Annotated in this window: 21 protein-coding genes; 5 read left to right on the forward strand and 16 right to left on the reverse strand. The window is 62.3% G+C overall.

The annotated features are described in order from the left end of the window. Positions 1-5: 5 nt before the first annotated feature. Positions 6-377, reverse strand: coding sequence for a response regulator (locus tag ACEXP3_RS00255; RefSeq protein WP_210102824.1), 372 nt, complete (start codon positions 375-377; stop codon positions 6-8). A 127-nt stretch (positions 378-504) separates the two neighbouring features. On the opposite strand from ACEXP3_RS00255, the gene ACEXP3_RS00260 reads away from it, so the two are divergent. Together ACEXP3_RS00260 and ACEXP3_RS00265 are read left to right on the forward strand one after the other, a co-directional pair. Continuing rightward, positions 505-813, forward strand: a complete 309-nt coding sequence (locus ACEXP3_RS00260; protein WP_377295487.1) for a DUF3572 domain-containing protein — start codon at positions 505-507, stop codon at positions 811-813. After that, the gene (locus ACEXP3_RS00265) at positions 810-1,454 is read left to right on the forward strand and encodes a hypothetical protein (RefSeq protein WP_377295488.1); all 645 of its coding nucleotides are present in this window, start codon (positions 810-812) and stop codon (positions 1,452-1,454) included. Before ACEXP3_RS00260 ends, ACEXP3_RS00265 begins: the two co-directional genes overlap by 4 nt. 78 nt (positions 1,455-1,532) lie before the next feature. On the opposite strand, the gene ACEXP3_RS00270 is transcribed toward ACEXP3_RS00265, so the two are convergent. The 4 genes from ACEXP3_RS00270 to ACEXP3_RS00285 form a co-directional block, all read right to left on the reverse strand. After that, positions 1,533-2,909 carry an FtsX-like permease family protein gene (locus ACEXP3_RS00270; RefSeq protein ID WP_377295489.1) on the reverse strand — a complete coding sequence of 459 codons (1,377 nt, stop codon included), beginning with the start codon at positions 2,907-2,909 and terminating at the stop codon, positions 1,533-1,535. After that, entirely contained in the window at positions 2,906-3,592 is a 687-nt protein-coding gene (locus ACEXP3_RS00275) for an ABC transporter ATP-binding protein (RefSeq protein WP_377296046.1), read from the reverse strand. The genes ACEXP3_RS00270 and ACEXP3_RS00275 overlap by 4 nt, the downstream gene beginning before the upstream one ends. 3 nt (positions 3,593-3,595) lie before the next feature. After that, positions 3,596-4,060 carry a hypothetical protein gene (locus tag ACEXP3_RS00280; protein WP_377295490.1) on the reverse strand — a complete coding sequence of 155 codons (465 nt, stop codon included), beginning with the start codon at positions 4,058-4,060 and terminating at the stop codon, positions 3,596-3,598. A gap of 74 nt (positions 4,061-4,134) precedes the next feature. Continuing rightward, complete coding sequence (locus ACEXP3_RS00285; protein WP_377295491.1) at positions 4,135-5,889, reverse strand: alkaline phosphatase; 1,755 nt, start codon at positions 5,887-5,889, stop codon at positions 4,135-4,137. Positions 5,890-6,152: 263 nt separating this feature from the next. Between ACEXP3_RS00285 and ACEXP3_RS00290 the strand changes: the two genes are divergently transcribed. Together ACEXP3_RS00290 and ACEXP3_RS00295 are read left to right on the forward strand one after the other, a co-directional pair. After that, positions 6,153-7,445, forward strand: a complete 1,293-nt coding sequence (locus ACEXP3_RS00290; protein ID WP_210102831.1) for a DNA polymerase IV — start codon at positions 6,153-6,155, stop codon at positions 7,443-7,445. Between the two features lie 129 nt (positions 7,446-7,574). Then, a complete protein-coding gene (locus ACEXP3_RS00295; RefSeq protein ID WP_377295492.1) occupies positions 7,575-8,864 on the forward strand; it encodes a L,D-transpeptidase family protein in 1,290 nt (429 codons plus the stop codon). Between the two features lie 48 nt (positions 8,865-8,912). Here ACEXP3_RS00295 and dnaE read toward each other — a convergent pair whose 3' ends face one another. Beyond that, a complete protein-coding gene (dnaE, locus tag ACEXP3_RS00300; protein WP_377295493.1) occupies positions 8,913-12,419 on the reverse strand; it encodes a DNA polymerase III subunit alpha in 3,507 nt (1,168 codons plus the stop codon). A gap of 689 nt (positions 12,420-13,108) precedes the next feature. Here dnaE and ACEXP3_RS00305 point away from each other — a divergent pair. After that, complete coding sequence (locus tag ACEXP3_RS00305) at positions 13,109-13,717, forward strand: DUF2026 family protein (protein WP_377295494.1); 609 nt, start codon at positions 13,109-13,111, stop codon at positions 13,715-13,717. Between the two features lie 269 nt (positions 13,718-13,986). Here ACEXP3_RS00305 and ACEXP3_RS00310 read toward each other — a convergent pair whose 3' ends face one another. From ACEXP3_RS00310 to nuoL, 10 genes are all read right to left on the reverse strand, one after another. Beyond that, entirely contained in the window at positions 13,987-14,670 is a 684-nt protein-coding gene (locus tag ACEXP3_RS00310) for an ABC transporter ATP-binding protein (RefSeq protein ID WP_377295495.1), read from the reverse strand. Positions 14,671-14,686: 16 nt separating this feature from the next. Continuing rightward, positions 14,687-15,997 (reverse strand): lipoprotein-releasing ABC transporter permease subunit, encoded by a 1,311-nt coding sequence (locus ACEXP3_RS00315; protein ID WP_210102836.1) that lies wholly within the window; start codon positions 15,995-15,997, stop codon positions 14,687-14,689. A 47-nt stretch (positions 15,998-16,044) separates the two neighbouring features. Then, a complete protein-coding gene (gene proS, locus ACEXP3_RS00320) occupies positions 16,045-17,370 on the reverse strand; it encodes a proline--tRNA ligase (RefSeq protein WP_377295496.1) in 1,326 nt (441 codons plus the stop codon). A 471-nt stretch (positions 17,371-17,841) separates the two neighbouring features. After that, complete coding sequence (locus ACEXP3_RS00325; protein ID WP_210102838.1) at positions 17,842-18,117, reverse strand: DUF1467 family protein; 276 nt, start codon at positions 18,115-18,117, stop codon at positions 17,842-17,844. A gap of 143 nt (positions 18,118-18,260) precedes the next feature. Next, the gene (gene mce / locus ACEXP3_RS00330) at positions 18,261-18,665 is read right to left on the reverse strand and encodes a methylmalonyl-CoA epimerase (protein WP_377295497.1); all 405 of its coding nucleotides are present in this window, start codon (positions 18,663-18,665) and stop codon (positions 18,261-18,263) included. Positions 18,666-19,011: 346 nt separating this feature from the next. After that, complete coding sequence (locus ACEXP3_RS00335; RefSeq protein ID WP_377295498.1) at positions 19,012-20,679, reverse strand: ribonuclease J; 1,668 nt, start codon at positions 20,677-20,679, stop codon at positions 19,012-19,014. Positions 20,680-20,698: 19 nt separating this feature from the next. Beyond that, positions 20,699-21,460: a biotin--[acetyl-CoA-carboxylase] ligase gene (locus ACEXP3_RS00340; RefSeq protein ID WP_377295499.1), complete on the reverse strand. Its 762-nt coding sequence runs from the start codon at positions 21,458-21,460 to the stop codon at positions 20,699-20,701. Further along, complete coding sequence (nuoN, locus tag ACEXP3_RS00345) at positions 21,460-22,902, reverse strand: NADH-quinone oxidoreductase subunit NuoN (RefSeq protein WP_377295500.1); 1,443 nt, start codon at positions 22,900-22,902, stop codon at positions 21,460-21,462. The genes ACEXP3_RS00340 and nuoN overlap by 1 nt, the downstream gene beginning before the upstream one ends. An 18-nt stretch (positions 22,903-22,920) precedes the next feature. Next, on the reverse strand, positions 22,921-24,432 hold the full coding sequence (locus ACEXP3_RS00350; RefSeq protein ID WP_377295501.1) for an NADH-quinone oxidoreductase subunit M: 1,512 nt from the start codon (positions 24,430-24,432) through the stop codon (positions 22,921-22,923). Then, positions 24,432-26,435 carry an NADH-quinone oxidoreductase subunit L gene (gene nuoL / locus ACEXP3_RS00355; protein WP_377295502.1) on the reverse strand — a complete coding sequence of 668 codons (2,004 nt, stop codon included), beginning with the start codon at positions 26,433-26,435 and terminating at the stop codon, positions 24,432-24,434. Before nuoL ends, ACEXP3_RS00350 begins: the two co-directional genes overlap by 1 nt. Between the last annotated feature and the right edge of the window lie 4 nt (positions 26,436-26,439).

Below are 26,439 nucleotides of genomic sequence, written 5' to 3' on the forward strand. Positions count from 1 at the left end.
CCTGTTCAGGCGTCGCCCAGGTAAGTCTTGATGGTTTCAATAAACTTCGGCACGGAAATCGGCTTTGACACATAGGCTTCGCATCCGCCCTGGCGGATCCGTTCCTCGTCTCCCTTCATGGCAAAGGCCGTGACGGCGATGACCGGGATGACGTGCAGCTCATCGTCTTCCTTCAGCCATTTCGTCACTTCGAGCCCCGAAACTTCCGGCAGCTGGATATCCATGAGGATCAGGTCCGGCCGATGTTTGCGCGCCAGATCCAGCGCTTCCATGCCATTGCGCGTCTGGATCGTCGTATAGCCCGAGGCTTCGATCAGATCGCGGAAGAGCTTCATGTTCAGCTCGTTGTCTTCGACAATCATGACCCTTTTGGGCATAACATCATCCCCATCCAGCCTTGCAAGCCTCACCTTGAGATATAAGCTCGCATCATGGCCGATTCCATTCATTCGGTAGCGGTGACCTTAAGGCCATTTGGTTGAAGAAAAGGTAATTTATATAGCTATGCGCCTCGACACGGGAAAAACATCGGCTCTGCCCAAGCCGGAGGAAACGGCAGCTGCCGTTCTTCAATGGCTGGCAGAGGAGCCCGACATGTTCGGCCGCTTTCTGGCGCTGTCCGGCCTGCAGGTGGACCAGTTGCGCCATGCGGTCGGCGATCCGGGCTTTCTCGCCGGCATGATCGATTTCGTCATGGCGCATGAGCCGACGCTGCTTGCCTTCTGCGAAGCCCGCCAGTGGAAACCGGAGGCGGTGGTGGCCGCCTGGCATCACTATTCGGGGCCGGGCCTTGGTTCGGGAGAGTATGAATGAGCGAAATCGTCGATCTCGATCACGTGCGCCTTGCCGACCGCCCGCTTGCGGTGTGCGACGTCGATGACGTGGTGCTGGAATTCTTGACGCCGTTCGAAAGCTACCTTACGAGCCTTGGCCACCGGCTGGTGCCGCGCTCCTACCGGCTGCACGGCAACATCGTCTCCGCGCTTGATGAGGCGCCGCTTGCGGATCCGCTGGTGAGCAAGCTGATTCTCGATTTCTTCGAGGCGCAGGAAGCCTGGCAGGTGCCCTTCGGCGATGCGGTGTCCTCCTTGAAGCGCATCGGGGAAAATGCCGACGTGGTGTTTCTAACCGCCATGCCGCCGCGTTATACCGAGATGCGCCGCCGCCTGCTCGACCGCCTGGACCTGACCTTTCCGCTTCTTGCCACCGAAAGCCCCAAGGGCCCGGTGATCGAGCGGCTGCACGCCGGCCGCGCCCTGCCGCTCGCCTTCATCGACGACATGGCGCACAACCATGTCTCGGTGGCAGACGCCGTGCCGGACTGCCTGCTCGTCCACCTGATGCCGGCAAGCGAGATGCACCGCCACGCGCCGAAGCCCGGCCCGCATGTGGTGCAGGCGAGCGACTGGGCCGATGCGGAAGGCCATATCCTTCGCCATTTCGGCCACCGCTGAACCGGCGCCTCGCTCTCCTCGTCGCGGATCAAGACGCGGGATCAAGACGGGGGAGGCAAGCGGGCTGCTTCGAATGCCTCAGGACCGCAGGGCTGCCGCCGGGCTGAGGCGCAGCGCACCAAGAGCCGGCACCAGCGACACCACGGCTGCCGCCACCACGAAGCCGATGGCAAGGCGCCAGTCCTCCTGCGCAAATTCCACCGGCAGGTGCACCGCGGTTGCGGCGGTGAGTCTGGCGGAAATCAGCTGCGCTGTCGCAAGGCCGATCAACCCGCCAAGCCCGATGCCGGCAAGGAACAGCACGAACAGCTCTCCCCAGACGAGGATAACCACCGCACGCATGGGGGCGCCCAGCGCCCGCAGCGCACCGATCTGGCGCTTGCGCGCGCCGATATGCATGGTGGCCACCAGCAGGATGGCGGCAATGACGATGCCCTGCGTGCCGACGGCAATGGCCAGCAGCAGGCTTCGCGCATCGCCAAGTGTGGCATAGAGCCTCGTCAGCACCTCGGCCGGAAACACCGCAAGCGTCGTTTCGGAGCGGTATTCCTGCCGCAGCCGGTAGGCATCGGCGATGGTTTTCGGCTTGACGAGAACGGCGGGCACGCCCGGTGTCTGCGCATCGAAGTGCTCATCCAGCGGCGCATCGGCATCGACATGGCCGTGGACATGGCCATGCTCATCCGCTTCGTCATCCTCCTGCGGGCCGTGCGCCTCCGGATGGGCCGGCAGCCCATGCTCGCCGGCAGGTTCGCTGCCCGCCGGATGCTCGTCCCCTTGCCCATGCCCATGCGCATGCCCCGGTTCCTCATCGCCGTGCGTTTCTCCCTCATGGGCGTGCGCCTCGGCGCCCGCCATGCCGTGAAGGCCCCAGACGGCGCGGATCGGCACGAGGATGGCCCGGTCCCAGGCAGTTCCGGTCGGCTCCATGCGCCCCACCACGCGATAGACGATCTGCGTATGCGTCTCGCCGCCCGTCTCGACGCTGCCATGCATCGGCTTTACCTCGGCACCGGTCTTCAGCGGCACGTCGGCACCGACCACGGCGTCTGCGAGACGCGAAAACGGCAGGCCATCGGCAAGTTGCGGCGAGAGCGCCGAAATCAGGGCGGTGGTGGTTCCGACGATGGGGAAACCGAAACTGGAATCGCCGAAACCGACGGGGGCTGCAAGCGCGACACGCGGATCTGCGGCAAGCTTCGCCAGCACCTTGCCGGACATCAGCGGTAGGGGCGCCGGCTGCAGGAACACCGCCGACAGCGCAAGCTGCGTCTCGCTGCCCGGCGCCCCGACCAGCAGATCGAATTTTTCCGCCGCGCGGGCGCTTCCGAGCCGCACGGCCCTCTCCTGCAGCGTCACCGCAACGGAGAGAGCGACGGAGAGCGCAATGAGGATGACGACCGACAGCGCACCACCGCCAAACCGCCTGAGATCGGCGAGGATGAACCGGATCATGGCGACTGCACTCCTTCTTTGTCTTCCACGATGGCGCCGGCGACAAGCCGGATATGGCGGTCGAGCCGCGCAGCCAATGCCGGATCATGCGTGACGACGATCAGCGTTGCCCCCTCCTCGCGCGACAGCCGCACCAGAAGTTCGCCCACCTGCTCGCCCGCCTGGCTGTCGAGGCTTGCCGTCGGCTCGTCGGCGACAATGACGCCCGGCTTCAACAGCAGGGCGCGTGCCACGGCAACGCGCTGCATTTCGCCGCGCGACAGAGTTTCGATCCTCTGCTGCGGACGTGCAATGCCCGTCACGTCCAGCAGAAAGCGTGCGCGCTGCGCTTCCGTACTCGTCAGCCGGCGCGCCAGTCGCACCGGCAGCACGACATTTTCGAAGGCGGAAAGGCCGGGAAACAGATGGAAATCCTGCATGACCAGCCCGATATGGCGGGCCCGGAAGGCGTCGCGTCCGCCCGCAGACAGGCGGGTCAGGTCTGTTCCGTTCCAGGAGACGGATCCGTGGCGGATGCGCTCGAGCCCGGTCATGGCGTTGACGAACGTGCTTTTTCCCGAGCCGGACGCCCCGGTGATGCACAGGCGCGTGCCGGCCGGAACCTGCAGCCGGTCTATCGCAAGGACGGGCGCTGCAAGTCCCGGATACCGCATCTCCAGTCCATTGATATCAAGGGAAAGCATCACCTAGACCGTCTTGAATGAGGCATTGCGCAGGCGGATCTGGCTGACGAAGCCGGTTTCAGGATCCGACCAGGAGCCCAGGTCCAGGACGCCCTCGACCAGGATCGGCGCGTTGAACTGCACGAAGGTCTGCTTGCGCGCCAGATAGACAACCAGAATATTGTCCGGCCAGTCCGCATCGGAGGAGCAGAACGGGCAGAGCGACATCGGAATTTCGCTCAGCACGAAAAAGGCGGCCTCCGCCTTCAGTGGCGGGGCCATGAAGCCGGTGATGGACACGTCCTGTCCCTTGAGGCGATTGACCTTGTCGGAAAAGGACAGCCCGAGCACGCCGAAGCTCTTGTAGAGTTCGCCGAACCCCAGCCGTTCCTCGGCCCTCGCGCTCAACGGCGATGCAAGACAGGGCAATGCAGCCATTGCCCCGAGCACCTGCCGGCGCTTCAGCCCGCCTCTCACTGTCTGATTCATGACCGCACCTCTTTTAAAAGCGACAGGGACAGGCGGCAGATGCCGCCTGTCCCGTTCCTGAAGGCCTTTAGATTTTACTTCTTCACGGCACCGAGGGCAAAGGCATCGGCCAGTACGCGGTAGACATCGCTCTGCTCCATGTAGCCACGGAAGCCTTCGGCGCCCGGGCCGGCGGCCTGCAGCACGACATCGTCGACGGCATGAACGCCGCTGTCGCCATCCTTGGGGATATTGCCCTGCACAAAGACGGCGCCGGGAACATCCTTGTAAGCTTCGTTGGCGATGTATTCGCCCTTTTCATTCTTGATGGCCGGAACGAACGGACCGTCGAGCTTCGGACGGAAGGTTTCGTAATGGTCCGGGCCGTTGTTGGCGGCGATGAACAGGCGACGCGAAACGTCGATCTTGTCCGGATAGCCGTCGCCGTTCTTGTCTTCGTAGTTGGGGAAGCCGGCGGCGTCATAGGTGCCGACCTTTTCGCGCATTTCGGTGCCCGGCTTGTCGTCATCGACGGTGCCGATGATCGAGACGCCATGCGTATGGTCACCGGTGACGACGATCAGCGTATCGGGGTTCTTCTCGGCAAATGCGCGGGCAACGCCGATCGCCTTGTCGAACTCGATCGTATCGACAACCGCGCGGTCCCAGTCCAGCGGATGGCTCATCTTGTCGATCGATGCACCTTCCACCATCAGGAAGAAGCCGTCCGGGTTCTTCGACAGCTTGTCGAGGGCAGCCTTGGTCATGTCGACCAGGCCGGGCTGGTCGGGGAACTTGTCGACGGTGCCCTTCTTCAGGAACTCGCGGTCGAGCGTCACATCCATGTTGCCGGTATGGAAAAGGCCAAGCAGCTTGTCCTGGTTCGAACCGGACGCGGCAGCCAGTTCGGTCTTGTTGATCGCCAGGCCGTAGCCGGCCTCCTTGAACAAGGCGATGTAGTCCTTGTCGTCCTTGCGCTTGGAGCCGGGCACGTCCTTGGCGAGGAAGTAGGCAGAGCCGCCGCCGAGCAGGACATCGGGCTTCACGCCATACAGCATGCCGACGATCTCGGCCTTGTCATTGCGCGAGCGGGTATGGGAGACGAGGGCAGCCGGCGTCGCATCCTCGACTTCGGCCGTCGACACGATGCCGATCGACTTCTTCGTGGTGCGGCGCAGCGCTTCCGCAATGGTTTCGACCTTCGGGTCGTCCAGCGAAGCCGGCGTGCGGTCGGCATACACGCCAAGCGCGTTGACGCGCGACTTGTGGCCGGTCATGTAGGCCGACATCGTATTGGCGCTGTCGGTTGCAATGGCATGCGTCGAGGACGTGCCGATGAAGGCGACCGGGGGAACGTCATCCATGGCCAGACGACCGTTGGCCTTGCCCTCGGTCATGCCCTTCGACATGATGCGGGCAGCGGTGCGATGGGCAACCGACAGACCGTCACCGAGCAGGAAGATGATGTTCTTGGCCTTCGGGGCGGCAGCGGTGCCATACACATCCCAGCTGACCGTCTTCTTCTCGTCGCCGGCCGAAACGTCAACCTTGTAGGTACCGGCCTTGGCGATGGTCAGGTCGCGCAGGATGAGAGCGGAGCCCAGAACCTTGTCTTCCTTGCCATTCTCCTCGGCAACGAAATTCGCTGCCTTGCCGAAGACGGTCTCGTAGGCTTCGCCGTTGACGGTGACCTTGACGTCTTCCGGCTTCACGACCTTGGAAAACTCGACCTTGAAATCGAACGGCGAACCGACCAGCACGGTGGCGCGGTCAAGCGGATAGACCGTTGCGGCGCTGGCTGCACCGGCAAGCATGGTCGCAGATGTCAGAGCTAGAAACAGTTGGCGCATTGTGGTGTCCCTCTCACAAACTTGTGTCCGCTCCTTCCTAGAAAGTCGGGATGACAGTTATGTAACGGATGCGGCCTAAACGCGTAAAAAGTGCAGGCGGGGATGCAAATGGCCATCTGCTGATGCACACTGCCTTTGCCGGAAGCCGCCAGCGAGGGGGCTGTGCGGCCATCCACAGGCAGGCCTCGCGGCGCCGGCTGCGGTCGCTTGTGCGGCCACCTTTTCAGCGTTATGGTGCGGATGTTCAACATTTGTTCCTTGCGATGACGACTGCTGCGTCCCATGATCCAGGCTTCTGCCGCGACTGCCTGACCGGCCAGCCGGTCGGCAACCGGCGTTGCCGCGCCTGCGGCAGCCCGCGTCTCGTCTATCATCCGGAACTCTACGACCTGACGCTTGCCCATATCGACTGCGATGCCTTCTATGCCTCCGTCGAAAAGCGCGACAATCCGGAGCTTGCGGACAAACCGGTGATCATCGGCGGCGGCAAGCGCGGCGTCGTCTCCACCGCCTGCTATATCGCCCGCATCAGCGGCGTGCGTTCGGCCATGCCGATGTTCAAGGCGCTGGAGGCCTGTCCCGATGCAGTGGTAATTCCGCCCAATATGGAAAAATACGTCAAGGTGGGCCGCGAGGTGCGCCGGCTGTTCGAGGAGCTGACGCCACTGGTGCAGCCGATTTCCATCGACGAGGCCTTTCTCGATCTTTCCGGCACCGAGCGCCTGCATCACGATCCGCCGGCAAAGATTCTTGCCCGGCTGGCAAGGCGGGTGGAGAAGGAGATCGGCATCACGCTCTCGGTCGGGCTCTCCTATTGCAAGTTCCTCGCCAAGGTCGCGTCCGACTTGCAGAAGCCCCGCGGCTTTTCGGTGATCGGCCAGGAAGAGGCCGTGGCCTTTCTCGCCCCGCGCCCGGTCACCACCATCTGGGGTGTGGGCCGCGCGCTTGCCGCAACGCTCGAGGCCGACGGCATCCGCACCATCGGCCAGTTGCAGGTGATGCAGGAGGCCGACCTGATGCGCCGCTATGGAGCGATGGGCCAGCGGCTGTCGCGGCTGTCGCGCGGCATTGACGAGCGCACGGTGCATGCCAATGAGGCCGCAAAAAGCGTCTCTGCCGAAACCACCTTCTTCGAGGATATTTCGCGCTTCGAGGATCTGGTGCCGATCCTGCGCCGGCTGTCGGAAAAGGTTTCGGGCCGGCTGAAGCATCAGGAAATCGCCGGCCACACCGTGGTGCTGAAGCTGAAGACGGCCGACTTCAAGAGCCGCACCCGCAACCGGCGGCTGGAAGACCCGACTCAGCTCGCCGACCGGATCTTTCGCACCGGCCTCAGCCTGCTGGAGAAGGAAACCGATGGCGCCAAGTTCCGCCTGATCGGCATCGGCGTCAGCGACCTCACAGACCCGGCGCGCGCCGATCCGCCGGATCTCGTTGACGAGCAGGCCGGCCGACGGGCGGCGGCGGAAGCGGCCATGGACAAGCTGCGCCATAAATTTGGCAAGACCGCCGTCGAGACGGGTTATACCTTTGGGGTGATACGGCCAAAACGGTGACGGCGTGTTCCATCACCGGAACGTGATACCTGCCCCACAATCCGGCGCGGCGCTCGGAGGGCGTCCTAAAACTTCGTTAAACTTGTCTGCATAGGCTGGCTGCCTGTTTACTGCGTTATGAGGTTTGCCATGTTGAGATCTGCCACGCTGGCGCTTGTGCTGGTGTCGGGGACAGCCCTTCCGACCACGGCGGCCGAGGAAGCCCGCACCCTGCAGATCATCGTGTCGACCGACAGCCAGCAGCTGACGGTCTATGACGGCGACCGGATCGTGGCGCGTTCGAATGTTTCTACCGGCAAGCCGGGCCATGACACGCCGACGGGCATCTTTTCCGTGCTCGAGAAGCGCAAGTACCACGAATCCAATATCTATTCGGCAGCGCCGATGCCGTGGATGCAGCGGCTGACCTGGTCGGGCATTGCGCTGCACGAATCAAACAGCGTGCCGCGCTATCCCGCTTCGCATGGCTGCGTGCGGATGCCGGCGGAATTTGCAAGGCAGCTGTACCGCATGACAACCCGCGGCGTACATGTGATCATCAGCGACAGCGCCGTTGCGCCGCAGCCGGTGCGCCATGCCGCGCTGTTTTCGCCGCTCGCGGAAGCACCGCCCGACGAACTGCTGTCGGACGTGTCCCTGCGTTCGTCCGCCGCCCATGGCGGTGCGGGCGAGGTTCAGGTGGCGATGAACATGCCGCCCGCGCCGGTCCCCGTATCAGGCGCTCCGGAGAAGACCGTGACGCCACCGCAAGCGGGCAATCCCCCGCAGGCTGCCGCCGCGAGCGAACCGGCCCCTTTGCGCATTCTGATTACCCGGCGCGACGCCAAGGACACAGTGCGCGACGTACAGGACATGCTGAGCGAACTCGGCTTTGATGCCGGCACCGCCGATGGCATCATGGGGAGTGCGACGCGCAGTGCGCTTGCCGGTTTCAAGCGCTGGAAGGCGCTGCCGCTCAAGGGGCCGCAGCTGACCCCCGATCTTCTCGCCGCCCTCTATGCCTCGGCCGGCCGCACCCCACCGCCCGCCGGGCAGATCCTGGTGCGCCAGGGTTTTCAGGACATTCTCTCCGAACCGGTGGCCTTCAAGGATCCCGAGCGGGCGCTCGGTACGCATTTTCTGAGCGTCATCGGCATCGACCGCGACAAGGGCGATGCGGAGTGGCGCGGTCTTTCGCTGCAAAACGATCTCTCCGACGCCGACCGCAAGCGGCTTGCCATCACGCAAGCGGCGCCTGAGGGACCGGGTGCCTTGAGCGCCGTGCTCGACCGGATCAGCATTCCCGAAGATGTGCGGATGAAAATCAGCACCACGATGTCGACCGGCACGTCGCTGACGATCACCGATACCGGCAACGGCATCGAGACGACAGCCGGCACGGATTTCATCACCCTCACCCATCGCGGCCCCAGGGCCTGATACACAGCCGGATATCGGCATGCCCGGCACCGCGCCGAGCCGCGCCGATCAGACCAGTTCGACATCCAGCACGCCGGGGGCGGCGCGCAGGGCGGCGGCAATTTCCGGCGAGATGCGGTATTTCTCCGTCAGTTCCACCTCGATCTCGCGCCGCCCGTCTTCCTTGATGACGACGAAGGAGACAAGCCCGTCGCCACGGGCATTGAGATGGCGCGCGACGGTTTTGAGCGGGCCGGAATCGCGCACATAGACCCGAAGCGCCTTCTGCATCTGCACCGACTTTTCCTCAAGCGACTGCGCCGTCTGGATGCGAAGGCCGATGCCTTCCGGCCGCTCGTCGGCCTGTACGGTGATCACCAGCGATTTGCCGGGCTCCAGGAGGTCGCGGTACTGGGCAAGCGCCTCGGAAAACAGCACCGCTTCGAACTGGCCGGTGGCATCGGAGAAGGTGACGATGCCCATCTTGTTGCCGGTGCGGGTCTTGCGCTCCTGCTTGCCGGTGACGGTGCCGGCAAGGCGCCCGGCATTGGCACCGGCTTTGACGGCGGCGGAAAACTCGGCAAAGTTCTGTACCCGCATCTTGGCGAGCACGTCCTTGTAGCTGTCGAGCGGATGCGCCGAGAGGTAGAAGCCGAGCACCTGGTATTCGCGCATCAGCTTTTCAGACGGCAGCCACGGATTGAAGGCGGGCAGGCTCAACCGTTCCGGCGAAGCGCTGCCGCCGCCCGAGCCGAACATGTCGGACTGGCCGCTGGTCTTGTTTTCAGCCGCCCGCTGCGCATAGCCCATGATGCGCTCCATGCCGCCGATCAGTTCGGCGCGGTCGCGGCCAAAGCAGTCGAAGGCGCCGGCATAGATGAGGCTTTCCAGCACGCGGCGGTTCACCTGCTTCGGATCGATGCGCAGGCAGAAATCCTCGATGCTCTCGAAGGGTTTGTCGCCGCGCACGGCCACGATGTGCTCGACCGCCGATTCGCCGACCCCCTTGATGGCGTTCAGCGAGTAGAAGATGCAATTGTCGCCCGTCTCGAACATGCGAAACGAGGTCTGGATGGAGGGCGGCACGACCTTGATGCCGAGACGCGCCGCATCCTGACGGAAATCGTTGAGCTTTTCGGTGTTCGCCATATCGTAGGTCATCGATGCGGCGAGAAACTCGACCGGATAATGCGCCTTCATATAGGCCGTCTGGTAGGAGACGATGGCGTAAGCGGCGGCGTGCGACTTGTTGAAGCCGTAATTGGCGAATTTTGCCAGAAGCTCGAAAATGTTCTTCGCCTGCGGCTTCGACACGCCGTTCTTGACGGCGCCATCGATGAAGCGCTCGCTCTGCTGGTCCATCTCCGCCTTGATCTTCTTGCCCATGGCGCGGCGCAGAAGATCGGCTTCGCCAAGCGAATAGCCGGACAGGACCTGGGCGATCTGCATCACCTGTTCCTGGTAGACGATGACGCCCTGCGTTTCCTTCAGGAGATAATCGATCGTCGGATGAACCGATTCGATCTCTTCCTCGCCGTGCTTGCGGGCGTTGTAGGTCGGAATGTTTTCCATCGGGCCGGGCCGATAGAGCGCGACCAGCGCAATGATGTCCTCGATGCAGTCCGGCTTCATGCCGAGCAGCGCCTTGCGCATGCCGACACTTTCCACCTGGAACACGCCGATGGTTTCGCCGCGCGACAGCATCTCGTAGGTCTTCTGGTCGTCGAGCGGGATGGTGGCGAGATCGACATGGATGTTGCGCTTGGCAACGAAATCCACCGCCGTCTTCAACACCGTCAGCGTTTTGAGGCCGAGAAAGTCGAATTTCACGAGGCCGGCCTGCTCGACCCATTTCATGTTGAACTGCGTGACCGGCATGTCCGAGCGCGGATCGCGGTACATCGGCACCAGTTTCGACAGCGGACGGTCACCGATCACGATACCGGCGGCGTGGGTGGAAGCGTGGCGGTAGAGCCCCTCGATCTTCTGGGCGATATCGAGAAGACGGGCAACGACCGGCTCGCGGTCTGCCTCCTCCTGCAGCTTCGGCTCCTCCTCGATCGCCTTCGACAGCGGCGTCGGATTGGCCGGATTGTTGGGCACGAGCTTGCAGATCTTGTCGACCTGGCCATAGGGCATTTCGAGCACGCGACCGACGTCGCGCAGCGCCGCGCGGGCCTGCAGCGATCCAAACGTGATGATCTGCGCCACCTGCTCGCGTCCATACTTCTGCTGCACGTAGCGGATCACCTCTTCGCGGCGATCCTGGCAGAAGTCGATGTCGAAGTCGGGCATCGACACGCGTTCCGGATTGAGGAAGCGTTCGAAGAGCAGCGAGAAGCGCAGCGGATCGACATCGGTGATGGTGAGCGCATAGGCAACGAGCGAGCCGGCGCCCGAGCCCCGGCCCGGCCCGACGGGAATATCGTGCTGCTTTGCCCATTTGATGAAGTCGGAGACGATCAGGAAGTAACCGGGGAACTTCATCCGCTCGATGACCGACAGCTCGAAATCGAGCCGCTCGCGATATTGCTCCTCGGTATAGCCCGGCGCCATGCCGAGCGCCTTCAACCGGTTTTCCAGCCCTTCGATGGACTGGCGGCGAAGTTCCGACGATTCGGCACGTTCTGCCTCTTCGGCATCATCGGTGGCGCCGGTGAAGCGCGGCAGGATCGGCTTTCGCGTCTTCAGCACGAAGGAGCAGCGGCGGGCGATCTCGATCGTATTGTCGAGCGCTTCCGGCAGGTCGGCAAACAGCTTTGCCATCTCAGTGCGGCTTTTCAGATAATGGTCCGGCGTCAGGCGAAAGCGGCTGTCATCGGAGACGATGGCATTGTGCGCCACCGCCATCAGCGCATCATGGGCATCATAATCGGACTTGGCCGGAAAGAAGGCCTCGTTGGTGGCAACGATCGGCACGTCATGGGCATAGGCAAGATCGAGCAGCCTGCGCTCGTGGCGGCGGTCGTAATTGCCGTGGCGCTGCAGCTCGACATAGAGCCTGTCGCCGAAGACGGCGCGCAGGCGCAGCAGCCGCTGTTCGGCCTGAGCCCGGTGGCCATCCTTCAGCAGCGGATCGATCGGGCCGGAGGCGGAACCGGTGAGCGCAATGATGCCCTCCGCACCGGCCTCCTCCAGCCAGGACAGGCGGATATGCACCGCCTGGTTGCCGCCCTCGCCGCCGAGATAGGCGCGGCTGACGAGATCGACCAGACGCTCATACCCCGCGGCATTGGCCGCCAGCAGCACCAGCGATGGCAGCTTGACGAGTCCATGATTGGGACCGCCGCGCTTTTCATCGCCCTGGTCTTCCATGTCGATGGAGACCTGGCAGCCGATGATCGGCTGGATGCCCTCGCCCACCGATTTTTCGGAGAATTCGAGCGCGACGAAGAGGTTGTTGGTATCGGTGATGGCAATGGCCGGCTGGCCGTCCGCCGTTGCCTTGCCGAGGATTTTTTTCAGCGGCAGCGCGCCTTCCAGAAGCGAGAAGGCGGAGTGGACACGCAGATGCACGAACTGCGGCGTCGTCTCCGTCTGCCCGCCTGTTTCCGTCACTGCTGCTGCATCCGCCATGTCTTGCCGTCCCGCATTTCTGAATCGGCGCAATTGTCGGGCGGCAGCGTCCAAGAGTCCAGCGGAGCTTCAGACCATCAACGGAAAACGGCTGTCAATGACGGCGCTTTCACATGGCCATGACGAGAATGCCAAGGCTCGCGACGAAGGTCATGATGGAGGCGAAGGCTGCGACATCGCGGAGGAAATCAGTCATGATACATTCTCCTTTTCCGTTATGTTCACATTTGTTCTTATTTTGTTTCCGTTGTCAACAGCAATCTTTAAACAAGCAAAAGGAGAGATTTCAAACCTGTATCAGTTTTTTTTCGCGGGCCATCCGAGACGGGGAATTCGCCCCCGAGGAAACGGAAAGGACCTGTCCGGGGCCTGCCATTTCCCCCGTGTCGCCGGAGGGAGACCAGTTTCCGCGAACCCGGTGCATGAGGTTTTGCGTCTGACCCTTACGCCCCGCGCCGGCCCCGCATCGCCAGAACGCCTTATGGTGTATCCGCTGCGAGACGGAGCCATTGTAGGCGAGCCTCTGGGGGTGGGGACGGAAATAATGTATCCCGCTGATTTCAAAGGCAGGGCGTGCGCGGATATTCCCGCCCTGCCTGGCGGGCGACGGAAACGGACGTTTACATCAAGCCTCGCCTCGCCTACTCAACAGCCTTTCAGAAACACGACAATCAGGCGAGCCCCAGAACATGCTGATCAAGCAGAGCGACTACCAGCGGATCTACCGCGTCATCAACAGCCTGCTGATCAACGAAAATGCCGATCCGGCAAGTGCTGCCATGTATTTTTCGACCTTCGGGGCCTTTATCCTGAAGCAGCATTTTGGCGTCAGCGCCACGCCGAAGGGCGGGCTTGCGGCCTATAATCTCGGCGGCACGGTGGTGCTGTTTGCCGATCACCGCGAGGACGGCTTCGTGACCGGCGCGGGCGAGAATTTCCACTGCTGGGTGGAAGCCGAAGGCTGGGTACTCGATTTCATGGCTCCGGCCTTTCCCGAGCGGGCAGCCGGTTTGTCCGTGCCATCAAAAATGTTCCAGAAGCCGCTTGCCGCCATGGCAGCCTCGATCAACGAACTGCACCAGTCCGGCGATTTCTTCTACCAGTCGGAGCCCGAGGCGACGGCTGCCCGTTTTGCCGGCTGGCGCAACCAGGCGATGATCGGCGACCTCGCCACGATCGCCGCGCAATGGTTCCGCAAGGCGCCGAAACAGATGCAGACGGCGCTTGCCGTCAGCGACCGCGGCGGCGTGAAGCGCAGCATTCCGCTGGTGGGCAACGGGCTTTCCGGCAGTTGGTGAAGTTGGGCGGCGGGGTGTAACAAGCCCCCTCTGCCCTGCCGGGCATCTCCCCCACAAGGGGGGAGATCAGCAGAGCGGGAACCGTGTTGTGCTCAAAGTGGCTGTCCATTCGCGATGGCTAGCGATAGGGCAACATCAACTAGCCGGTGCTGGGCTGCGTAATCAACCTCCTGCGGTCTCCCCCCTTGTGGGGGAGATGGCGGCAGCCAGAGGGGGTCTTGTCCGCAAAAATCCAGAGACGGCCTTACTTCAAAGCCCCAACGCCCGTCTCAGAACTCGACGATCTTGCCGCCATCAATGGTGACGCGGCGGTCCATGCGGGAGGCAAGCTCGTGGTTGTGGGTGGCGATCAGGGCTGCAAGGCCGGATTGGCGCACCAGCGCCTCCAGCGCATCGAAAACGTAGGATGCGGTTTCCGGATCGAGATTGCCGGTCGGTTCGTCGGCCAGAAGCACCAGCGGCGCATTGGCAACGGCGCGGGCAATTGCCACGCGCTGCTGCTCGCCGCCCGACAGTTCCGACGGACGGTGCGAAGCACGGTGGCCGATGCGCATGTAATCGAGGAGCTGGGCTGCCCGTTCCTGCGCTTCCTTTTTCGACAGCCCGCCGATCAGCTGCGGCATCATGATGTTTTCAAGCGCTGAAAACTCCGGCAGCAGGTGGTGGAACTGGTAGACGAAGCCGATATCGCCACGGCGGATTGCCGTGCGGCGCTCATCGGGAAGATTGCCGCAGCTCTCGCCATTGATGAAGATCTCGCCGGCATCGGGATGCTCGAGCAGGCCGGCCAGATGCAGAAGCGTCGACTTGCCGGTGCCCGATGGTGCGACCAGCGCGACGATCTCGCCGGCCCGCAGCTCGAAATCCGCCCCCTTCAGGATCGACAGGACAGTATCGCCCTGACCATAATGACGGTCGACGCCGGAAAGCTTCAGAACTGTTTTGCGTGCCATGGACTTAAACGGAATCCTATTCGTAGCGCAGCGCCTGCACCGGATCGAGCCGGGAGGCCCGCCATGCGGGAAAGATGGTCGCGATGAACGACAGGACAAGGGCCATGATGACGACGGTGACGGTTTCACCCAGGCTCATTTCCGCCGGCAGCTGGCTTAGGAAATAAAGCTCCGGATCAAACAGGACCGTGCCGGAGATCCAGGAGAAGAACTGCCGGATCGATTCGATGTTGAGACAGACGAGCACGCCGAGCACCACGCCGGCAATCGTGCCGACAATGCCGATGGCCGCCCCGGTCATGAAGAAGATGCGCATGATGGCGCCGGCAGAGGCCCCCATGGTGCGCAGGATGGCGATATCGCTGCCCTTGTCCTTCACCAGCATGATGAGGCCGGAAATGATGTTGAGAGCCGCCACCAAGACGATCAGGGTGAGGATCATGAACATCACGTTGCGCTCAACCTGAAGGGCGGAGAAGAAGGTCTGGTTGCGCTGGCGCCAGTCGGTGATGAAGATCTGCCGTCCGGCCGCCTCCTCCACCTTGGGACGCAGCTCATCGACCGATTCCGGATGCTCGAGGAAAAGCTCGATCGACTGCACGAGGCCATCGGCATTGAAATAGGCCTGCGCTTCGGCCAGCGGCATATAAACGATGGAGGCATCATATTCCGACATGCCGATCTCGAAGATCCCGGAGATGACATAGGATTTGACGCGCGGGCTGACGCCCATCGGCGTCACATCGCCTTCGGGAGAGACGAGCGTGATGCGGTCGCCGGCGGCAAGGCCGAGCGAGGCGGCAAGCCGCGACCCGACGAGCACGCCGTCGCCCGTGGCAAAGCCGGTGAGATCACCCGAGCGGATATTGCCCGAGACTTCCTTCAGCTTTTCGAGATCTTCCGATCGGATGCCGCGCACCAGCGCGCCGGAACCGGCGCCCTGCTTGCCGGATGCCAGCGCCTGCCCCTCCACCAGCGGCAGCGCCATGGTGACGCCCGGAATGGCGGAGAAGCGCTTGGCGAGATCGGCATAATCATTGAGCGGCTGATCGATCGGCTGAATGATCATATGGCCGTTGATGCCGAGGATGCGCGAGATGAGTTCCGTGCGAAAGCCGTTCATCACCGCCATGACGATGATGAGCGTGGCCACCCCCAGCATGATGCCGACGAAAGAAAAGCCGGCAATGACGGAAATGAACGCCTCCTTGCGGCGCGAGCGCAGGTAGCGCCAGGCCACCATGCGCTCAAAGGCCGAAAAGGGCCCGGCGGAGGGAATGACATCCGCCTGCTTTACCGTTTCGGTCACCTTTGCGGCCTTGGCCATTGTCACTCCTGTCGCTCCCGCCTCAAGGCGGTGTTGTCGTCCTGGCCTCAGGCCGCCGTTAGGCGGTTGAGGGCTGCTTCGACGGTCATCGTCTCGCGCGCGCCGGTCTTGCGGTCCTTGACCTCCACCTCGCCGGTGGCGGCCGAACGGGGTCCGACGATCAGCTGCACCGGCAGACCGATGAGGTCTGCGGTTGCGAACTTCGTGCCGGCGCGATCATCCGTATCGTCGTAAAGCACGTCGAGCCCGGCTTTTGTGAGGCCGGCGTAGAGATCTGCGCAGACGCGGTCGCAGGCCTCGTCGCCGGGCTTCATGGTGATCAGCATGGCATCGAAGGGCGCAACGGACGCCGGCCAAATGATTCCGTTCTCGTCATGCGAGGCTTCGATGATGGCGGGAACAAGGCGGGTCGGCCCAATGCCGTAGGATCCCATGTGGACAAGGTGTTCCTTGCCATCGGGACCCTGCACCTTGGCGCCCATCGGCTCGGAATATTTCGTGCCGAAATAGAAGATATGACCGACTTCGATACCGCGGGCCGAGAGGCGGTCGCCTTCCGGGATCGCAGCAAACGCGTCGGCATCGTGCATTTCGGACGTGGCGGCATAGACCGAGGTCCACTTGTCGAACACGGCCTGCAGGCCGGCGACATCGTCGAAATCGGTGTTTTCGGCAGGGATTTCGAACTCGGTGAAGCTTCTGTGGGAAAACACTTCCGATTCGCCTGTATCGGCCAGAATGATGAATTCGTGGCTGTGATTGCCGCCGATGGGGCCGGTATCGGCGCGCATGGGGATGGCGCGCACGCCAAGGCGGGCGAAGGTGCGAAGGTAGGCCACGAACATCTTGTTGTAGGAATGCAGCGCGCCTTCCTTGGTGAGATCGAAGGAATAGGCATCCTTCATCAGGAATTCGCGCGAACGCATGGTGCCGAAGCGCGGACGGATCTCGTCGCGGAACTTCAGCTGGATATGGTAGAGGTTGAGCGGCAGGTTCTTGTAGGACTTGACCGACGAGCGGAAAATGTCGGTGATCATTTCCTCGTTGGTGGGACCGTAGAGCATGGGGCGCTCCTGGCGGTCCTTGATGCGCAGCATTTCCTTGCCGTAATCGTCATAACGGCCGCTTTCCTGCCACAGCTCGGCCGATTGCAGCGTCGGCATCGACAGCTCGATGGCGCCGGCGCGGTTCTGCTCTTCGCGAACGATCTTGTTCACCTTGTCGAGCACCCGCTTGCCGAGCGGAAGCCAAGAATAGATGCCCTGGCTCTGCTGGCGGATCATGCCCGCCCGCAGCATAAGGCGGTGCGAGACGATTTCCGCTTCCTTGGGATTTTCCTTCAGGATCGGCATGAAATAGCGGGATAGACGCATCACGGGTTCCGGGTTCTGGGGCCGTTCCTAAAGGCTTCAGGAATCGGCGCATGACTGGATGATAATGGGCTGGCTTCATAGCGGTTTCGCGGCTGCAAGGGAACCCGCATCGTGGGACCCCACAACCGCCAAGCAAATCAGCTCAGCTGTCGGCCGCCCCGATTGCGCCACGAATGTGACAAGGGGACATTTATTTTCGTCAACAGAATAATTTTAGCAAAGTGTAGCAAAACTGCCAAAAATCCTAGTGACAAAGCCCAAACGTTAAGCTAACTTCGGCTCATAAAAGAGGCAGGGAGTTCAAATTTCTGCCATTCGCGGTCAAGTCTTGGGAGGATCAGATCTTAGGCGCGCATGCACGCTGCCCCGGCAACGGTTAAGGATCACGCGACATTTAAACAAGGCTGCAAAGCCTTGTTTTTTTTTGATTATCACAAACCCGACCGAGTGATAGATCAGGCTTTTCGCACCTCAGGTGCGGCCGAAATCGGGAACGATGCGCGGCAGCGAATTCATCGAAAATCCGAAATAGGTCGAAGCCAAATACCAGGCGCCATAAATGAGCGCCGAGGCAATCGTGGTCATCAACACCACACGCCCGCCGCGAAAACGCGCCGGCGCACTTTCCACCGTTCCAAGCACCACGTCCTGCTCATCGCCCTGCGTGCGAAGGCCAATCGGCAGGATGGCAAACAGCGTGATCCACCAGATGACGAAATAGACGGCGAAGGCCGATAGGAACTGCATTTTTCTGAAATCTCCTGCCCGGGCGATCTGTAGCACGAGGCAGACAGACGGCGAAAGAGCGGATGGGTGGACGCGGTGTCACAGCTGCGTCAGTGCCGCCGGATGCGGCCACACCTTGGGGTGAGGCCTTCCCTTGCGTGAGGTCACACCTCTTCGAGTTCCACCAGCGTGCCCAGGAAATCCTTGGGATGCAGGAAGAGCACGGGCTTGCCATGGGCGCCGATCTTCGGGTTTCCATCGCCAAGCACGCGGGCACCCGCGGCCACCAGCTGGTCGCGGGCGGCCAGAATGTCGGCCACTTCGTAGCAGATATGGTGCATGCCGCCGGCGGGGTTCTTGGCGATGAAACCGGCAATCGAGGATTGGTCGCCGAGCGGTTCCAGGAGCTCCACCTTGGTATTGTCGAGCTCGACAAAGACGACCGTCACGCCATGCTCCGGCAGCGCCTGTGCCTGCGAGACGCGGGCGCCCAACGTATCACGATAGACGGTGGTGGCAGCCGCCAGATCCGGGACGGCGATGGCAATGTGATTGACGCGGCAGAGCATGGTGTTTTTCCTACAATCCTTTGGTCGAGGCGTTGGAGTACGACCAGTCCCAAGGCTGCCCCAAGTCCCTGGCCTTGCAAGGTCAAGTCAACAGCATAGGGGCAAAGACCCCTCCCAAACCCTCCCCACAAGGGGGAGGGCTTAACCCAGTCGCCCCCTCTGATGCAGGGCCAGACGCCTGCCGCGTCTGATCTCCCCCCTTGTGGGGGGGGCCGAAGGACGGGGCGAGACCCGTGGCTCGACCCCGGTTGGTCCGGCAGGCCGAGAGGGCCTTCTTTCCCGTGCTGTACCCCACACACGGGGAGATCAGATCGGGCAGTCCTTCAGCTCACCCACGGGCAAAGTATCAAACCTTGCTGACAAACACCGTGACCACCGGCTTCTTGCCCCAGGCGACGTTGGCCGTGGAGCGGATGGCGCGGCGCACGGCCTCCTTCAACGTGGCGAGATCCTTGCGGCGGCTGCGCGGAATGCTTTCGACGGCACCCAGCACGGCATCATAGAGCGTATCGGCCATGTCCTCGCCCTCGTCATCGAATTCCGGCAGGCCGAAGGGTTCGACATCGGGATCGGCGAGGAAGTCATATTTGGCGTCGAGGAGGATATTGACCGAGACATGGCCAACATAGGCCAGTTTCTTGCGGTCGGATATTCCCATTTCGTCGATATCGCCGATGAGCTTGCCATCCTTGAAGATGCGGCCGTGCGGCACATCGTCGACGACTTCGACCGGGCCGGGAGCAAGACGCAGGAGATTGCCGTTGCGCACCTTCGGCACGGTCTTGATGCCGGCAGACAGCGCAAGCTCGGTCTGCGCCGACAGATGCGCTGCCTCGCCGTGGACCGGCACGAGAACGGCCGGGCGCACCCAGTCATACATCTGCAACAGCTCGTTGCGGCGCGGGTGACCGGAGACGTGGACGAGGCCCTGCTGGTCGGTGACGATCTTGATGCCCTGCTCGATGAGGCCGTTCATGATTTCAAGGATCGGCTTCTCGTTGCCGGGAATGGCGCGCGAGGAAAACACCACCGTATCACCGGCCGTCAGCGCCACATGGCGCATCTCGTCGCGGGAAATCTTTGCCAGTGCCGCACGCGCTTCGCCCTGGCTGCCGGTGAGGATGATGACCACCTTGTCACGCGGGATATAGCCGTATTCGTCTTCGGCGATGAAGGGTTTAAGGCCCTCCATGATGCCGATATCACGCGCGACGCCGACGACGCGCTTCAGAGAAGAGCCGAGCAGCAGAACTTCGCGGCCGGCCGCTTCCGCCGCCTGGGCAATCGAGCGGATGCGCCCGACATTGGAGGAGAATGTGGTGATCGCCACGCGCCCTTCGGCACCCTCGATGATCTGGCGCAGGCCCTCCGACACTTCCTGTTCCGATGGCGAGACACCTTCGCGCATGGCATTGGTGCTGTCGCACATCATCGCCAGCACGCCCTCGTCCCCCACGGCACGGAAACGCGCCTCGTCAGTGAGCGGGCCGAGCGACGGATCGGCATCGATCTTCCAGTCACCGGTGTGGACGACATTGCCGAGCGGCGTGCGGATGACCAGCGACATCGGCTCGGGGATCGAGTGATTGACGCCGATGGCCTCCACCTCGAAGGGACCGACCTTGATGCGGTCTCCGGCGTTAAACAGCGTGATCGGGATTTCGGCGCGCGAGCCTTCATAGTCGCGCTTGGCTTCCAGCATGCCGGCGGTGAAGCGCGAGGCATAGACCGGCACGTTGAGACCCGGCCACAGATCGTTCAGCGCGCCATAGTGGTCTTCATGGGCGTGGGTGATGATGATGCCCTTCAGGCGGTCGCGCTGCTTTTCGAGAAAGCGGATATCGGGCAGCACGAGATCGACGCCGGGCAGATCGAGCCCCGCAAAGGTGACACCGCAGTCGACCATGATCCACTGGCGCTGGGAGGCTGGCCCATAGCCATAGAGCGCGAGATTCATGCCGATCTCGCCCACTCCGCCCAGCGGCAGAAAAACCAGTTCGTCCTGTTTGGCCATTCACATACTCATTTCGAATTCAAAGGAAAAAGACATCGCCGGCCGCAATCGGCATCGTGGCGTTTCCAGTATCGAGTAGCAGAAGTCCCCGATCATCGATACCGGCAAAACGCCCCTCGATGGAACGATCCGGCAAATTGACGCGAATCGGTTCCCCGATACCACAGGCGACACGGCGCCAGCGGGCCGTGACCTGATCCACCGCCCGCCCCTCGTCCCAGAGGTTCAGAACCTCGGTCACCTCGCGGTAGAGATGGGAGAACAGTTCCTCGGGCAGAAGATGAGCGCCCTGCTCCTCGAGCGAGGTGACGCCATAGGGTGCATCGGCCGGCCGGTGGCGCATATTGATGCCGATGCCGGCGACCAGCGCCCGGCGGCCATCCGAAAGCCCCTCACCTTCAAGAAGAATGCCGCAGGTCTTCTTGCGGCCGATCAGCACATCGTTCGGCCATTTGATCTCAAGCGCCTCGGCCCCTTCCGGCAGCACGGAGCGCAGCGCGCCATGAACGGCGAGTGCGACCGCAAGCGGCAGGGAGGCCAGCTGTTCGGGCGGGGCGGGATCGATGAGGAGAAGCGAGGCGTAAAGATTGCCGGTCTCGGAGGACCAGGAGCGGCCGCGGCGGCCGCGGCCTGCCGTCTGGCGCGTTGCGGTGACCCAGAGATTGCCCGGGTCACCCTGCCTGGCGCGCTCCAGGCATTCGGTATTGGTGGAGGTCACCTCACCCAGCGCCACATGGCGGAAGGCGTCGAGGGAGTAACGGCTCCCTCGTCTCGTCGTCATCAAAAGAAGGCCCTTGCCGCAGCCGTGGCCGCCGTGCCGACCGGTCCGCCGAAGAGGACATAGCCGGTGACGAAGAGGCCCGACAGGCCGAAGACCAGCCGCAGTTCGCCGGCCGTGCGGCCAAACTCGCCGGTGGCGGCATCGAACCACATGACCTTGATGACGCGGATATAGTAGTAGGCGCCAACAACAGAGGCCAGAACGCCGATGATCGCCAGCATGTAGAGCTTGGCTTCGATGGCCGGCAGGATGACGAACCACTTGGCCCAGAAGCCTGCGAAGGGCGGAATGCCGGCAAGCGAGAACATCAGCGCCGTCATGACAAGCGCCATGAAGGGATTGGTGGACGACAGGCCCGCCAGATCGTCGATGTTTTCGACAGCACCACCATCCTTGCGGCGCATCGACATGATGCAGGCAAAGGTGCCAAGCGTCATGACCATGTAGATGAGCATATAGAGGGCGACGCCGGAAATGCCGGTTTCGGTGCCCGACGCCAGACCGACCAGCGCATAGCCCATGTGGCCGATGGAGGAATAGGCCATCAGGCGCTTGATGTTCTTCTGGCCGATGGCGGCAAAGGAGCCGAGCAGCATGGAGGCAATCGAGATGAACACGATGACCTGCTGCCAGTCATGGAAGATCGGCATGAAGGCTTCGGTGACGACCCGCACCAGCACCGCCATGGCGGCGACCTTGGGGCCCGAGGCGAAGAAGGCCGTGACAGGCGTCGGAGCCCCTTCGTAAACGTCCGGCGTCCACATGTGGAAGGGCACGGCCGAGATCTTGAACGCAAGGCCTGCCAGCATGAAGACGAGGCCGAAGACGACGCCGAGCGAACGGGTTTCCGCCGTCAGAACCGAGGCGATGTTGTCGAGGCCGGTATTGCCGGTGAAGCCGTAGATCAGCGACATGCCATAGAGCAGCATGCCCGAGGACAGCGCGCCCAGCACGAAGTATTTGAGGCCCGCTTCCGTGGAGCGCAGGCTGTCGCGGTTGATGGCGGCGACGACATAGAGCGCCAGCGACATCAACTCGAGGCCGAGATAGACGGCGATCAGGTCGTTTGCCGAGATGAGCAGCATCATGCCCAGCGTGGCAAGGACGAGCAGGACCGGGAATTCGAAGCGGTCAAGCTGTTCCGAGCGCGCATTGCCGACCGTCATCACCATGGCGGTGATGGAACCGATGAGCGCGATCACCTTCATGAAGCGGCTGAAGGAATCAAGGATGAAGACGCCGCCCCAGGCTTCGCCTTCCACAGGCACGAGAACGAGCCAGAGGCCCGCGGCAATCAGAATTGCCACGGCAAGGCCGGTGACCGTCGGCGCCGACCGGTCACCCGAGAAGACGCCGATCATCAGAAGCGCCAGCGCGCCGACCGCAAGGATCAGTTCGGGCGTCGAGATCTGCAGGCTCGCAAGCAGGATTTCAGCAGTCATGTCCAGTCGTGTCCCGTCTCAGTGCACCAGGAGTGCAAGTTTCCCGGCTGCCTGCAGGGCAGCGGAGTAGTTATTGATCAGCATGTCGACCGAGGCGGCCGTCGCATCGAAGACCGGTGCGGGATAGACGCCGAAGAAGATGGTGAGCACGACCAGCGGATAGAGAATGACCTTCTCGCGGGTGGACAGATCCAGGAGCCCCTTCAGGCTTTCCTTTTCGAGCGCACCGAAGATCACGCGGCGATAGAGCCAGAGCGCATAGGAGGCCGAGAGGATGACGCCGGTGGCGGCAAACAGGGCGACCCAGGTGTTGACCCGGAAGATGCCGATGATCGTCAGGAATTCGCCGACGAAACCGGACGTGCCCGGCAGGCCGACATTGGCCATGGTGAAGATCATGAAGGCGACGGCATATTTCGGCATGTTGTTGACGAGGCCGCCATAGGCCGCGATGTCGCGGGTGTGGAGCCGGTCATAGATCACGCCGACGCAGAGGAAGAGTGCGCCCGACACGATGCCGTGCGACAGCATCTGGAAGATGGCGCCCTGCAGGCCCTGCTGGTTTGCCGCAAAGATGCCCATGGTCACGTAACCCATATGGGCGACCGAGGAATAGGCGATCAGCTTCTTGATGTCTTCCTGCATCATCGCGACCAGCGAGGTGTAGATGATGGCAAGCACCGACAGCGCAAAGACGAAGGGCGCGAAGTGTTCGGATGCCAGCGGGAACATGGCGAGCGAGAAACGGATGAACCCGTAACCGCCCAGCTTCAGCATGACGCCGGCCAGAATGACCGAGCCTGCCGTCGGCGCCTGCACGTGGGCATCCGGAAGCCAGGTATGCACCGGCCACATCGGCATCTTGACCGCAAAGGAGGCGAAGAAGGCAAGCCATAGCCAGGTCTGCAGACCGGCCGGGAAGCCGAACTTCAACAGTTCCGTTACGTCCGTCGTGCCGGCCTGCCAGTACATGGCCATGATGGCGACCATCATCAGCACGGAGCCGAGCAGCGTATAGAGGAAGAACTTGTAGGAGGCGTAGACGCGATCCTTGCCGCCCCAGACACCTATGATGATGAACATCGGCACGAGCGTCGCTTCGAAGAAGACGTAGAAGAGAACGATGTCGAGCGACACGAAGACGCCGACCATGACCACTTCCAGAAGCAGGAAGGCGATCATGTATTCCTTGAGGCGCTTCTCGACCGATTCCCAGCTTGCCAGCACGCAGAACGGCATGAGGAAAGTGGTGAGGATGACGAACAGCATGGAAATGCCGTCGACGCCGAGATGGTAGGAAATGCCGGTGCCGAGCCAGGAATGCTTTTCCACCATCTGGAAACCGGGGTTGGAATTGTCAAACCCGATCCAGATGAACAGCGAGACGAGGAAGGTGAAGACCGTCGTCAGAAGCGAGACGTTCAGAATATTGCGGCGGCCGAACGGGCCGTCCTCCCGGGTGAGCAGGAGAAGCACCACACCGACGAGCGGCAGGAAGGTGACCGTGGAAAGAATAGGCCAGTCGGTCATCAGATTGAACTCCCGAGCATCATCCAGGTGACGAGGGCGGCGATACCGATCAGCATCGCGAACGCATAGTGATAAAGGTAACCGGTCTGCAGGCGAACCACACCGCGGGTGATATCCGCAACGCGCGCCGCAATGCCGTTCGGACCATAGGCGTCGATGACGCCGACATCGGCCTTCTTCCAGAGGAACCGGCCAAGGGCCTTGGCGGAGCGTACGAAGAGGAAGTCATACAGCTCGTCGAAGTACCACTTGTTCAACAGGAACTGGTAGAGGACGCGGTGGTTTTCGGCCAGGCGCTTCGGGGTGGAAGGCGACTTGATGTACATGTACCAGGCGGTGACGAAACCGGTCAGCATGGCAATGAACGGGCTCCACTTCACCCAGACGGGCACGTGGTGGAACTCTTCGAGGATCTCATTGTGTTCCGAGGTGAAGAGCGCGCCCTTCCAGAACTCGGAATATTCCTCGCCGAAGAAATGGCCTTCGAAGACGACGCCGGCGAGAACCGCACCGATGGTGAGCACGGCGAGCGGGAACAGCATGATCATCGGGCTTTCGTGCACGTGATGCATGACATCCGACGAGGCGCGCGGCTTGCCGAAGAAGGTGAGGAAGGCGAGACGCCAGGAATAGAAGCTGGTGAAGAGCGCAGCAACCACAAGCAGCGTGAAGGCAAAACCCGACAGCGCCGAATGCGAGGCATAAGCCGATTCGATGATGACGTCCTTGGAGAAGAAGCCGGCAAAGCCGAACATCGTACCCGGGATGCCGACGCCGGTGAGCGCCAGCGTGCCGATCGTCATCGCCCAGAAGGTATAGGGGATGTGCTTCCTGAGGCCGCCCATATAGCGCATGTCCTGCTCGCCATCGACCGCGTGGATGACGGAGCCGGCGCCCAGGAACAGCAGGGCCTTGAAGAAGGCGTGCGTGAAGAGGTGGAAAACAGCCGCGCCGTAAGCCCCGACGCCGAGCGCCACGAACATATATCCAAGCTGCGAACAGGTGGAATAGGCGATGACGCGCTTGATGTCGTTCTGCACGAGGCCGACGGTTGCCGCAAAGAAGGCGGTGATCGCACCGATGAGGGTAACGAACAGCAGCGCGTTCGGCGACAGTTCGAAGATCGGCGACATGCGGGCGACGAGGAAGACGCCGGCGGTCACCATGGTTGCGGCATGGATGAGCGCCGAAACCGGCGTCGGGCCTTCCATGGCATCCGGAAGCCAGGTGTGCAGCAGGAACTGCGCCGACTTACCCATGGCACCCATGAACAGCAGCAGGCAGACGCCGGTGATCGCATGGGCCTTGTCGAGCTGCATGCCGAAGAGCGTGATGACGGCCTGACCGGCGTCAGCGGCACCTTCCGCCGGCAGATAGGTCGCGGCCGAGGCAAAGATCGTGTCGAAGTTGATCGAGCCGAACAGCACGAAGACGCCGGAAATGCCGAGCACGAAACCGAAGTCGCCGACGCGGTTGACGATGAAGGCCTTCATGGCGGCCGCAGAGGCCGAGGGCTTCTTGAACCAGAAACCGATCAGCAGATAGGACGCCAGACCCACGCCTTCCCAGCCGAAGAACATCTGCGCCAGGTTGTCCGACGTGATCAGCATCAGCATGGCGAAGGTGAACAGCGACAGATAGGCGAAGAAGCGCGGCCGATGCGGATCGTGGTGCATGTAGCCGATCGAATAGAGATGGACGAGCGTCGAGACGGTGTTGACCACGACGAACATAATCGAGGTCAGCGTATCGATGCGGAAGGACCAGTCGAATTCGAGGCCGCCGGACTGGATCCAGCGCAGGACCGAGACCTTGATGACCTCGTGGCCTTCGCCGCCATGGGCGAGCGCCACGTTGAAGAAGACCACCCAGGAAAGGATGGCCGCAACGATCATCAGACCGCTGGTGACATATTCCGATGCCTTGGCGCCGATCTGGCGGCCGAACAGGCCGGCGATCAGGAAGCCGATCAGGGGAAGAAAGACGATAGCCTTGTAGATCATGACC

Origin of the sequence: Neorhizobium fuzhouense (assembly GCF_042611105.1) — a bacterium.
Taxonomy (GTDB): domain Bacteria; phylum Pseudomonadota; class Alphaproteobacteria; order Rhizobiales; family Rhizobiaceae; genus Neorhizobium; species Neorhizobium galegae_A.